This window comes from Enterococcus sp. B2E4 (genome assembly GCF_030499455.1).
GTDB classification, from domain to species: domain Bacteria; phylum Bacillota; class Bacilli; order Lactobacillales; family Enterococcaceae; genus Enterococcus_D; species Enterococcus_D casseliflavus.
This window is the reverse complement of record NZ_JAUKPK010000017.1, coordinates 52890-65289: the sequence shown is the minus strand read 5'-3', so window position 1 is coordinate 65289 and position 12400 is coordinate 52890. Positions and strand designations below refer to the sequence as shown.

General features: G+C 44.1%; 12 protein-coding genes. 3 read left to right on the top strand and 9 right to left on the bottom strand.

Annotated elements, in window-relative coordinates:
* Positions 1–26: 26 nt before the first annotated feature.
* The 5 genes from Q1X33_RS12490 to Q1X33_RS12470 all read right to left on the bottom strand — a co-directional run bounded on the left by Q1X33_RS12490 (position 27) and on the right by Q1X33_RS12470 (position 5277).
* Positions 27–734, bottom strand: a complete 708-nt coding sequence (locus Q1X33_RS12490) for a GntR family transcriptional regulator (RefSeq protein ID WP_005228494.1) — start codon at positions 732–734, stop codon at positions 27–29.
* On the bottom strand, positions 731–1057 hold the full coding sequence (locus Q1X33_RS12485; RefSeq protein ID WP_005228493.1) for an MGMT family protein: 327 nt from the start codon (positions 1055–1057) through the stop codon (positions 731–733). Before Q1X33_RS12485 ends, Q1X33_RS12490 begins: the two co-directional genes overlap by 4 nt.
* Positions 1058–1196: 139 nt before the next feature.
* Complete coding sequence (gene uxaC, locus Q1X33_RS12480) at positions 1197–2585, bottom strand: glucuronate isomerase (RefSeq protein ID WP_016608895.1); 1389 nt, start codon at positions 2583–2585, stop codon at positions 1197–1199.
* Complete coding sequence (uxuA, locus tag Q1X33_RS12475) at positions 2572–3678, bottom strand: mannonate dehydratase (RefSeq protein WP_005228491.1); 1107 nt, start codon at positions 3676–3678, stop codon at positions 2572–2574. Before uxuA ends, uxaC begins: the two co-directional genes overlap by 14 nt.
* Before the next feature lie 3 nt (positions 3679–3681).
* Positions 3682–5277: a mannitol dehydrogenase family protein gene (locus tag Q1X33_RS12470; RefSeq protein ID WP_005228490.1), complete on the bottom strand. Its 1596-nt coding sequence runs from the start codon at positions 5275–5277 to the stop codon at positions 3682–3684.
* Positions 5278–5465: 188 nt separating this feature from the next.
* Here Q1X33_RS12470 and Q1X33_RS12465 point away from each other — a divergent pair, with 188 nt between their 5' ends.
* Entirely contained in the window at positions 5466–6134 is a 669-nt protein-coding gene (locus tag Q1X33_RS12465; RefSeq protein WP_034869120.1) for a GntR family transcriptional regulator, read from the top strand.
* A gap of 96 nt (positions 6135–6230) precedes the next feature.
* Here the strand turns inward: Q1X33_RS12465 and Q1X33_RS12460 are convergent, their stop codons facing one another.
* Together Q1X33_RS12460 and Q1X33_RS12455 are read right to left on the bottom strand one after the other, a co-directional pair.
* Entirely contained in the window at positions 6231–7067 is an 837-nt protein-coding gene (locus Q1X33_RS12460; RefSeq protein ID WP_301969709.1) for a YitT family protein, read from the bottom strand.
* A 58-nt stretch (positions 7068–7125) separates the two neighbouring features.
* Complete coding sequence (locus tag Q1X33_RS12455; protein ID WP_118215066.1) at positions 7126–8046, bottom strand: cation transporter; 921 nt, start codon at positions 8044–8046, stop codon at positions 7126–7128.
* Between the two features lie 322 nt (positions 8047–8368).
* Between Q1X33_RS12455 and Q1X33_RS12450 the strand changes: the two genes are divergently transcribed.
* Positions 8369–9160: an L-threonylcarbamoyladenylate synthase gene (locus Q1X33_RS12450; protein ID WP_034859003.1), complete on the top strand. Its 792-nt coding sequence runs from the start codon at positions 8369–8371 to the stop codon at positions 9158–9160.
* Between the two features lie 108 nt (positions 9161–9268).
* On the opposite strand, the gene Q1X33_RS12445 is transcribed toward Q1X33_RS12450, so the two are convergent.
* A complete protein-coding gene (locus Q1X33_RS12445) occupies positions 9269–9586 on the bottom strand; it encodes a hypothetical protein (RefSeq protein WP_005228485.1) in 318 nt (105 codons plus the stop codon).
* A gap of 516 nt (positions 9587–10102) precedes the next feature.
* On the opposite strand from Q1X33_RS12445, the gene Q1X33_RS12440 reads away from it, so the two are divergent.
* On the top strand, positions 10103–10420 hold the full coding sequence (locus tag Q1X33_RS12440; protein WP_010749914.1) for an RNHCP domain-containing protein: 318 nt from the start codon (positions 10103–10105) through the stop codon (positions 10418–10420).
* Between the two features lie 208 nt (positions 10421–10628).
* Here Q1X33_RS12440 and Q1X33_RS12435 read toward each other — a convergent pair whose 3' ends face one another.
* Positions 10629–12398 (bottom strand): ABC transporter ATP-binding protein, encoded by a 1770-nt coding sequence (locus Q1X33_RS12435; RefSeq protein WP_005228483.1) that lies wholly within the window; start codon positions 12396–12398, stop codon positions 10629–10631.
* Positions 12399–12400: the final 2 nt, after the last annotated feature.

Sequence of the window (12400 nt, the reverse complement as noted above, 5' to 3'; positions counted from 1 at the left end):
CAACTGGCACATTTGCTTTTCCAAAATCAATCGATGCGTGAGCGATGGATCTCACGGTCAAAGGGACGGATATAGGTCACAGCATAATCAATGGCAACGATATTGCTGAACTCATACACGCGGCCGTCTTCTAAAATCGCCCGATTGCTGATCTGCATTGCCGGTGTTCCCCGCTTGCACAATAAAATACCCGATTGCGCGGTCGATGTGGTGATGGGGGTATAGCTGGTAATGTAGTGGGAAATGCGGTATCCGCAGCTTTCGACATAGCGTTGGATCGAGTGCTCCACGATTTCTTGTGTCAATTCAGGAAATAGGCTGACGGGCAATTTAGAGGTTTCCAGCTGTTCGATTTTATAATTGACGATCCGCACTCGTTCAAAGGTCCAGACTTCCTCGTCTGGGCCTATTTGGAAAATCTGCTGTTCATCCAACGTTGCTACCGCCTTATTCAAGGAAATCATTTTGGAATGGATGCGGTCATAAGGGGTGCGGGTCAAGGAATTAAAGATCATTGGATTTTTGACCCATTTTTCATGGATAAAAATCCCTGAACCTTGAACCACTTTGACGATCCCGATCTCTTCAAGGTTTTTGATTGCTTGCTGGATCGTAAACCGAGAAACACCATAGGTTTGTGCAAGAGTTCTTTGGTTGGGTAGTTTGCCGGCAGAAAATTCTTCCTGATAGATTTTACTCAACAGATCTTGTACGATAAATTCACGTTTTTTCATAACGGCTCCTTCATTTGAGCGGGAGCGATCTCGCTCATGGACCAACTGCAAGCCTTCATATCGATACGACCACTGGCTTTGAAGACCACCCCTTCATCGACGAGTGCTGCTTTTCGCACATTGGCGGAGGGACCAACTAAGACGCCATCTGCCCGCACGACACGATGGGCAGGGACATCCTGAGGGCTCAAGCGCATCGCTCGACCGACTGCTCGCGCGCCGTTGATTTGTCCCAATTTCCACGCAATCTGACTATAGGAGACGACTTTACCAAAAGGGATCTGCCGCGCCAGCGCATAGACTTCTTCATAGAATGGATTCATACTGTTCGCTCCTTCTTTGATTCTTTCTATCATAGTACTGGATTCCCTGCCAATAGTAAATGAACAGACGCAACTTTAGCAATAGCCATACAAACACTCGATTCGTTCTCTAGCAAGCCAAGAACGAATCGAGTAGTCATTAGTTTGGAAAATCAAAGTAGGTTTTCGCATTGTGATAAGAGATATCTGCGACGATCTGCCCTAAATATATTTCATCTGCTGGTAGTTGTCCGTCTTCTACCCATTCACTGATCACCTGACACAAAATCCGCCGGAAATACTCGTGGCGTGGATAAGACAAAAAGCTGCGAGAATCCGTCAGCATGCCGACGAAGTTTCCAAGAATCCCGCCTTCTGCTAGGGTCGTCAACTGATGCCGCATACCAGAATACGTATCATTGAACCACCAAGCAGAGCCTAATTGCAGCTTGCCTTTGCTCTCTTCTTGGAACGCCCCCATCAGCGCAGTCAACACTGGATAATCTTTGGGGTTCAGTGAATACAAAATCGTCTTTGGCAGTAAGCTTTCCGCCTGAAGCTGCGCCAATGTCCGACTTAAGCCGCTCGCTAGACGGTCGTCCCCCATCGCATCACCGCCGCTATCAGGTCCTAGTTGTTGGAAAAGTTTTTGATTGTTGTTGCGAGTCGCCATCAGATGCAATTGCGCGGTCCAGCCTTGCTTTGCGTATTGGCGCATCAAGTCAATCAGCAAGCCGGTTTGAAACTGTCTGATTTCTTCATTAGTCAGTGTCCCAGTGGTCAAACGCTTCTGAAAAATCGCTTCAAGTGCAGCGGTATCGTAGGCTTCCTCTCCAAGACGTGACAGACTGTGATCTGCTAAACGACAGCCCCGTTGCTGGAAGTAGGAAATACGCACGGTCAATGCTTCAACCAGCGTTTGATAGCTAGTGATTTCTTTGCTCGCAGCTGCAGCCAATTGCTTAAGGTATGCTGGAAATTCTGAATTCTGCAGATTAATTGCTTTGTCAGGACGAAAGGTAGGATACACAGCAAAGGATTCTTCTGCCAGCTTTTGATGATACGTCAACGAATCAATGGGATCATCCGTCGTACAGATCACCTCAACGGCCATCTTTTTTATCAGCCCTCGTGGTGAAAATTCCTTCGTCTGCAACTGTTGATTGGCTTTTTCCCAAATGCTTGCTGCATTGGCTAGTGTCAACCGCTCATCAATACCAAAGATTCGCTTCAATTCCAAATTGGTCCAGACATATAATGGATTGCCAATGCAAGCCTCCAAGGTCTGCGCCCAAGCACAGAATTTTTCGTAGTCATCAGCATCGCCAGTGATCAAAGATTCTGCAACACCATTGGCTCGCATCAAGCGCCATTTGTAATGGTCCCCCGCCAGCCACGCTTGGGTCAGATTGGTGAAGTTTTGGTCTTCGAAAATCTCTTTCGGATCTAAATGGCAATGGTAATCAATGATCGGCTGCTTTTTTGCATACCCATGGTATAACTCTTTGGCAAAGCTGTTTTTCAAAATAAAATCGTCAGTTAAAAACATTTCTTCGCTCCTTTTCTTGACGCCCCACGCTCTTGTCGATGGCTTCCCACAACCCTAATAAGTAGGAAGCGCCGATCGCCCGATCATATAAGCCATAGCCTGGACGTCCCGTTTCTCCCCAGATCATTCGCCCATGATCTGGTCGAATATAGCCGTCAAAGCCATTTTTGTACATCGCTTCTAGGATCTGATACATGTCTAACGAGCCTTCAGAGGAGAGATGCGGTGCTTCATAAAAGTCTTTGTCATTGCCTAAGTATTGAATGTTACGAACATGGGCAAAAGGAATTCGATCCCGGCGACAAAACTCAGCCAAAATCTCATAGACATTATTGGCTGGGTCTTCGGCGATACTGCCAGTACAAAGTGTGATGCCATTTGACGGACTGTCGACCACGTTACAGACCCAATCCAGATCATCACGGTTTTTAACGATACGCGGCAGACCAAAAATCGAATAGGGAGGATCATCTGGATGAACAGCCATCTTGATGCCGACCTCTTCGCAGGTGGGAATGATGGCTTTTAGGAAATAAGCAAAGTTTTCTCTTAATTTGTCATCATCGACATCCTTATACGCAGCAAACAATTCTTTGACATGAGCCAAACGTTCTGGTTCCCAGCCTGGCAAGGTATAGCCAGAGCTTGACTCCTCAACTTCTTTGACGATCTCTTCTGGGTCTTTGTCGATCCCTGCTTTTTCAAATGCCATCGTAGAAGAACCATCGGCTAAGCGATAATCGAGATCCGTTTTGATCCAATCAAAAATCGGCATAAAATTATAGCAGATCACTTCGATCCTGTATGCTGCCAAATTACGAATCGTTTCTTTGTAGTTTTCGATATACAGGTCTCTCGAAGGCAAGCCAATCTTGATGTCATCATGAATATTGACACTTTCGATCACCTTCAGAGAAAGTCCAGCTGCTTCGACTTCTTCCACGAGCGCCTTGATCCGTTCTTTGGGCCAAACTGCTCCAGCAGGCAAATCAAAGAGTGTACCGACGATGCCTTTCATCCCAGGAATTTGACGGATATCTGCTAACTTGATTTTATCGTATTCTTTTCCATACCAACGAAATGTCATTTCCATTTTTTATTCAATCCCTTCTACTGTTTCATGTAATGTTTTACGGACTGCGCCGGTTCCTGCTAGCATCTTAGCCAACAAGTGACCCACGTTTTCAGCGATTCCTGCTTGATAGAGATCCAACCCGAAAATCTGCGGATTTGCTAAGATTGGGCGAATGATCCCTTGAACATCGGCGGCTGTCCCTAACTGACACTCCCGTAAAATCTCTTGCAATTCTGCTAAGAGGGGATCAGGACTTGGGACAAATAGATGGCCTTCATCATCGATCGCTAAGAGATAACGCAACCAGCCAGCAATCGCTAAGGGAATGAAAGTCAGCTCAGAAGCCGAGCCTTCTTTCTCCACATACTTTTTGATGGTTTCGCCAAAACGGATGGCGATTTTCTGTGAGGTGTCCGCGGCGATCCGCTGTGGGGTGTCAGGAATCAGCGGATTCGGTAAACGAAGACCGACCACCTCATCGATAAATTTCTTTGGCTGAATGATCTCAGGATCTTCCACTACCGGTAAGCCTTCACGATAGCCGATTCCTTTGATCAAAGCGACAATATCTGGATCGGTCATTTCCGCAGCAATGGATGTATAGCCGAGTAAACAGCCGAACAAACTCATTGCCGTATGCAGTGGATTCAAACAAGTTGTGACTTTCATACTATCGGTTTTGTCTACGATCTCTCGACTCGTCAAGATCACCCCTGCTTTGTCTAAATTCGGGCGACCGTTCGGGAAATCATCTTCAATCACCAAGTAATGAGTCGCCTCTGTGTTAGCAAACGGAGCGATCGTCGTTCCTTTATCGGTCCGGATGACTGGCAACTGCTGAATGCCAGCTGCTGCTAATTCTTCTGCAACTGCTGTTGAAGGATTTGGCGTAATCCGATCGATCATTGACCACGGAAACGTCACTTGCGCGTTGTTTTCTAAGTATCGAACAAACGCTTCTGAAACATGCCCCAGCTTTTGCCACTCTTTTGCGATGGTGACAATCGCCGCTTGGAAACGGAGCCCATTTTGCGAAAAATTATCGGTGGAGACCATAGCGATCGGAAGAGCCCCTGATTGAAAACGATCCCATAAAAAGCTAGCCAAAATGCTCATTGTATGGTTGACCTGATGAGGACCCGCAGCGAGATCCGCTTGGACGACAGGCAAAAAATTCCCCTGACTGTCTTTTAAGCCATAGCCTTTTTCTGTGATTGTTACGGTGACCAATTGTAGTGACGGCTCACGAAATACTTTGCGTATATGCTCATAACTCGCAGTGCGGGAAGGATGGCAATAATAACTAGCCGCCGTTGACTGGAGCAATTTTTTCTCCAACCGTCCCCCTTCGTGCATGATCACTTCTAAAATGTCATTCTCGTAAGGCGCGTACACTTGATCGATCACTTGTTCATCAAAGGTTTCACACACTACGATTCCTTTTGACAACGCTTGTTGATCGATCAACGTTTGGGCTACTTCTGCGTGAAAAGCCCGATACAAATTCCCCCCACCAAAGTGTAGCCATTGAAACTGAGTATCTGATTGATCCCTCACTTCTTTGGGAACGACCGGCATCGTAACTCCTGCCTGCTTCAAGGCAGCAAAATCAAACATCCTACTTCCTCCTTTTCCTTAAAACTGATATATTAGTATTCTAGTTCATTCCGTACTGAATTGCAAGCCTTTACAAAAGGTTATTCAACTTATATACTAGTTTTATTACTCAAAACTATCCCTAGGCACTTTCCTTCAAAGTTTTTCTTTCGAAGGGAATTGAATGCCTGATACAGAAAGAAGCGTTTATGTTGAACCCTACAAATTTTCAATCACAAGCTTATGAATCAATCAAAGAGTTGATCTTAACCGCCAAGCTGATTCCCGGTCAAAAAATATCTGAAAAGGAATTGGAGCAACGGCTAACCATTGGTAGGACGCCGATCCGTGAAGCAATTATTCGTCTGCGCCGTGAAGCACTGATCCATGTCGTTCCCCAAAGCGGCACCTATATTTCTAAAATCAGCATCAAACAAATTGAAGAAGCTCGTTTTGTCAGAGAAACGCTTGAAAAAGAAGTATTCGTAGCTGCCTGCCAAGCCGTTACAGAAGAACAGCTGAAAGAACTAGAAAAACTCGTTATTTTGCAGCGAACCTATGCCCAATTGAAGGATGAAATCGAGTTTTTCCAACTCGACGAGACCTTCCATCAGTTGATTTATAAAATCGCCGACAAAGAAAATGTCTGGAATTGGCTACAAACGATCAATCTGCCATTAAATCGCTTCCGCTTCTTACGTTTAGAGGTGGAGGAATTGTCTTGGGAAATTATTTTGCAAGATCATGAAGAAATCTTAGCAACCTTAAAAGAAAAAGACCAAGCCAAAATTGCTCCCTTGGTCGGACAACACATTGATGTCATTGATAACGATCTGATTTTTGTGGAAAAAGCCTTTCCCGATTACTTTACAGAGTAAGCTATTTGAAAATCATGGACCTTAAAAACCACCCTCGTCGAGTAGATAGCCTACTTGACGAGGGTGGTTTCATATGCTGAACAAGCGAGAATACGATCATTCAATCGGGTGATAACTAAAACCTTGCCCCAGTACTTCTGAGACATTATTGACGATCACAAACGCTTTTGGGTCAATCGTCTCAATGATTTGTCTGATCTGCATAAACTCTTGGTCGCTGGCAACGATCAGCAGCACTTGCTTGTCGGCTTGCTGGTAACCGCCTTGGGCAGCCAACAGGGTCGCACCCCGAGCTGTTTTATCAAAGACCGCTTCTCGAATCTCATTCACGTGGTTCTCACTTAAGATCATGATAGATTTCTTTCGGTTAAAGCCGGTTTCAATGTAGGTCATCACACCAGAGGTGATCACGATCGATAAGATCGCAAACAAGAACTCTTCAAACCCGAAAACGAACAAGTTCATGGAAACAACGATCGCATCGGTCGCCAGCAAGCCAATCGCTGGATTCAAATTAAAGTATTTCTTGAAAATCAGCGGTGGAATCGTTGTGCCGCCGCTGGAAGACTGATTTTTGTACAAAATCGCTACTCCTAAAGCAAAAATCGCACTGCCAAAAATCACGGAAAGCAACCGGTCTTCAGCCACCATATATTCCGGAACTAAAGCAATTGCTGCTGGAAAAGCAAAACTACCATAGAGGACTTTCAAAAAAGGCCCCTTCCCTAAAAAGGCATAGGCAAGAATAAGCATGAGAATATTCAAGACCATGATCACAGCCGCTCGATCCCAACCGAATGCTGACTCTAATAAAATACCGATTCCGCTGACACCGCCAGCTGCCACATGATGCGGGCCCAAAAATAAATTGATGCTTGCCGCTAACAAGAAAAGCGCTGCGGTGATTTTTCCATAGGTTTTCAGAATTGTCATTTGTTTCCTCTTTTCTCTGTCATTTTCACGGTTTATTCAAGCTGCTTTGCAGCCATTCTTACTCCTCACTATACGCCCATTTGATGTCACCGACAAAATTTATGTTTAGCCAGAGGGAATAACCGGAAATCTGTTGGCTGATTGCCTGATTCAATCGTTCTCGCAAGGGATCTTGCTGACCTACTGTATCGAGAGGAGTTGCAGGTAAAATCACTACATCTAATTCCACAATGACTTGATTACCGACTTTGGCGGTACGTAACACAAAGTCCACCACTTCTTCTGCGCGCAATTCTTTTTCAACGATCGTCATGATGGTCTCCCGCAGTTCTTCTTTTGGAGTAGAAGAAGTCAATTCTAAAATCGCTGCTTTCAACTCTTTTATCGAAAGCTGGATAAAGAACAAGGTGATCCCGATGGAGATGATTGGGTCGACATACATCGCAAAATTCCCATAGGGACTGGCTTGGATCAGCCAGGACACAAGAAATGAACCGACGACACCCAGACTAAAGAAAAAGCCGAAACGCCATTGTTCTAGTTCCACCCAATAAAAGGGATGGATCAGTGGTTTCTTTTTTAAGTACAAGTAAAAAGAGAAACAGTAGATCGTACCAACCAGCGAGAAATACAAACCGATTGGATCAATCATGCCATCACTGACGTGTAATAAACTAAAAGCAGACTCAATGATCCCATAAATTGAGATCAGCAGGATGATACTATATTGAATAAATACCACTAATGGCATCAATGCCTCTTTACCGAATGGGAAACGTTCAAAATCTTGGGCTTGGATATATTTTGCCACGTACAAAGCAATCAGTGACATCACTGCACCAATCAATGTATAGACCCCATCTAACAAGAGGACGTTATAACTGACCAGCAACCCAAAAAGCAAGGCCCCGCCACCATAGATACTCCCAGCGACAATCGATGCCAGCAAAAGCTTGCGTATCTTTTTCTTTTCACTCATGATACTCCTCATCTTTCACAAAAAAACTATTCTTTTGATTGCGTTCTTCTATCTATAAGCCTATCTTCCCATATAAATAACATGAAAAACAGTCAATTTTTTCATACAAAGCGGAAAAAAATAGTGTCGCTGTCAATCATTCACTCTATTCTCTAATGACGTATATTCGATTTTCCTCTTCCACTCTTTTTACATTCTGGTGTAAATCCCCTTGACTACACAGATTGATTCCCTTATCATCAAGGGTAACCATATTCAATCAGAATTTTCAGAATATTCCGTTATATTTTTCATGACGGCGATTCATTGGAAGACAGGGAGGATGAAGAGAGTGAAAGAAACAAAACAAGTCCCATGGACAGGAGAACCAAATCAACGTGCGATCAACTATTTGAATGAAGAAGGCAAAGTGATCGTTTGCCCAACCAAAGTTGGCTATATCATTGCCGTCTCTGATAAAAAAGGGCTGGAACGCAAGTTTTCAGCAAAGAATCGCAAGCGTAACAAACCAGGCGTCGTTCTTTGCAGCTCATTGGAACAGCTACATGAATTAGCCGAATTAAATGCGGAAACCGCCGCCGTTTACGAAACTTGCTGGAACAATGACGTGTTATTCGGTGCGATTTTGCCTTGGAAAGAATCAGGAAAAGCCTATATCCCAAACGATGGTTCAGAAGAATTGATGACGGACGTTCGGGGAACCAGCTGTTTTGTGATCAAATTCGGTGTCCCTGGTGAGCAGATCTCAAAAGAACTTTGGGATCAGAAAAAGAAATTGCTTTTCGCCAGCTCAGCGAACCCTTCAGGCAAAGGAAACCGCGGACTTGTTGAAGGGATCGGCGAACAAATCGCGCAAGAAGCCGATCTAATCATTGAAGGCAATGACTATGTTGCATCGATCCAACCAGACAAAACGCTGGAAACCCGCTATGAGCAAGGAGTCATGGTTTCTTTCGTTGATAAAGACGGCAACTTGATTCCTGAGCAAGGAGACCAACGCTCCATTACTCCCGCACCTGTCTTGATCCGTAAAGGACTCGATGTTGAAAAAATCCAAATGTACCTTTCTGATCACTTCAACTCATGGGACTATCGCCACGGGGAGTACTATTGATCTTTCATCATCAACAAAGAACCGAAGAACCAGCTAACTTGCCCTCCTTTTTAAGGAGAACCGCTCAGCTCGTTCTTCGGTTTTTCAATGGAAAAAATTATATTTTTTCTATCGTGTTTCTTTCAAAAGCTGAATGATCTCTGCCTGTTGTTTGATGATCGTATCTTGTTGCTTGATTTTAATCCAGTTTTGATCGATTTGGATAGCTGCTCCGAGGTCTTTGTAACTGAGTTTGGGGATCTCCATGAACAGTCCGCGGTGAGCAGCTAAGTCATTAAAAATCTGAACAGACAGACCCTCACTCAATTCATGAACCTCTTTTTCTACAATATACTGGTTGATCAGGTCTTCTACAGTCAAACTCTTTTTTCGTTTCTTGCCTTGTGTACCATTCGAATTTTCGGATTTCTTGTTCGTACCAAACATTTTTGTTCTCCTTTCGTTAGGTCATCCTTCCTTCATTTTGTGATTCCGTGTCTCTTCTTCAGTGACCAAAATAAAATCGAGCGAAACCTACATGTAAACATTTTGTCACAAAATAGCATTATTATCTACATGTTATTGTTTTTAACGATAAAAAAAGAGGGATGAATTACGATCTGGTTTTATCTGTCTTAGAATTCCAACTTTATTTCTGCTATAATACCCTCATAAACACATAGGAGGTACTCGATGAAAAAGCATTCCTCAATTGCTTTCTAGGGGACGACGCCAATGACAGTGACTTTGGACTACACTTACTGCTGGGTTGTGGGCTGCCGCAACACAGTGCTTAGCACAAAACGAAAAAACTAAGCGTGGTACGGATTGCGAAATCGCATGAAGCTGGAAGCAGAAGTAATCGTTACGGACGGTGAATGTGTCCCTAGCCAAAGAAGCCTGATGAAGAACGAACGGAACCCTTTTCTCTCAAAAGAAATCATTCTTTTGGAGGAAAGCAAAATGAGAAAAGATGAAAATACGACCTTTGTTTGTAAAAACTGCAGTACGCCTGTGGCACCCTTGACCAATGGTTCTTACCGCAACCATTGTCCCCAGTGTCTCTACTCGTTACACGTGGATATTCGCCCGGGTGATCGTCAAAATACTTGCCATGGCTTGATGCGACCGATTGACTATCGCCAACATTCCAAAAAAGGCTATCAGCTCCTGCATGAATGCACTCGCTGCAAAAACCAGCAGTGGAATATCGTGGCACAGGATACGCAACAGCCAGACCATTTTATTGAGTGGTTGGCTCAAACCGCTGCGTATCACTAAAAAACCAAAGAAGACCATGCTTAAGGCTGGTCTTTTTTGTCTATCAGATCAACGGACCCCTTATACCACTAACTGCTCATAGACATTGTCGTCATAAGAAGCGCTTGCTTTAACCTAAAAAAAAACAGCCCGCTGTTTCGTCGATTGGTTGACGAAATTGCGGGCTGTCCTGCTAGTGTCTTCTTGATGATTTTACGTTGGTTTGCGCTTATTCAAAAACGAATTGATTGTGATACAGTTCTGCATAAAAGCCGTCAGCCGCCACCAATTGATGGTGATTGCCTTCTTCAATGACTTCGCCGTCCTTCAAGACAACGATGCGGTCGGCATTCAAAATCGTCTTCAAGCGATGGGCGATCACAAAACTGGTTCGTCCTTTGATCGCTTCATCCATTGCTCGTTGAATTTTCGCTTCGGTCACGGTATCAACGTTACTGGTGGCTTCATCCAAAATCAACAATTCTGGATTGGTCAAAATCGTTCGGGCAATACTCATCAATTGTTTTTGACCAGTACTGAAAAGATTATTCTCTTCGGTGATCTCCGTGTCATAGCCTTTTTCCAACGTCATAACAAACTCATGGATATTGGCTTGTTTCGCTGCTGCAATGACTTCGGCTTCAGTCGCTTCTGGTTTCCCAAAAGCAATGTTTTCGCGAATCGTCCCTGAGAACAACACGGATTCTTGCAAAACGATTCCCACTTGAGAACGCAGCAGATCCAAGTCTAGCTCCCGGATGTCGATGCCGTCAAAGGTCACAGAACCACCATTCACATCATAGAAGCGATTCAACAGGTTCATGATGGTCGTTTTTCCTGAACCCGTCGGTCCGACTAATGCGACCATTTCGCCTTTGTTGACTGTGATCGAGACATCTTTTAGGACCAATTTTTGACTGTCATACCCAAAGTCCACATGATTCAAAGCAACCGCCTCTTTGATGCCCTTCACTTTGATCCCGTCTTTTGGTTTGACCTCATCGGGTTCATCAAACATTTCATTGATTCTGCGCGCACCGGTGATCGCCAATTGAATCATGCTGTAACCAGAAGAGATCTGCATCAATGGTTGGTAATACTGCTGCGAATACTGGACAAAGGTCACAACTAATCCTAAAGCAACAGAACGTTCTAAGTCACCGTTCAATGCTAACCAGCCACCAAAGAAAATCACGATTGCCGTGTTCAACAAGGACATCCCTTGCATCAATGGGAAAAGCAGCCCAGAGTAGACTTGCCCTTTGTAGGTAGCTTCGCGGACTTGTTGGTTGTGGACCAAGAAACCGTCGATGGTTTCTTCTTGCAGTCCATTGGTGATGATGATTCGTTGACCACTGATTTTTTCATCGATATAGCCGTTTAATTTTCCGACTTCATCTTGTTGCAGATCGACATATTTGCGGGCTTTTTGGATCACGATCACCGCGATTAAGACCGCAATCGGGGTAGAAGCAATCGTTGCCCATGCCAATTCAACGTTTTGACGGAACATCATGATCAAGATTCCCACCATTAAGACTACATTGGTCAGCACTTGCAACAATGCTTGGTTCAAACTGTTTTGGATGTTATCCAAGTCACTGGTAAAACGGCTCAAAATATCACCGTCTTGATGAGAATCAAAGAATTTGATCGTCAATTTTTCCAGTTTATTAAATAAACCGATCCGCATTCTGTTGGTTGATTTCCCCACCATTTGCGTGAACAAGATACTATAAACAAAATTGGCTGCACTGGCTAAGACATAAAAAATCAACAATTTCCAAATGATCGATAGAAAAGCTGATTTATCATCGACCCCTTGCATCAAACCACCAACATAATTCGCCAACTCTTGGAACGCTTCTCCGACAAAGACTGGCGCTTGCACTTGCAGATACGTTGCCAGAATCACCGTCACAAAAATGAATAGAAACGACCACTTGTATTGTTTTAAGTAATGGTAGAAAAATTTACTCGCTTTGAACAAATCTGTCATGG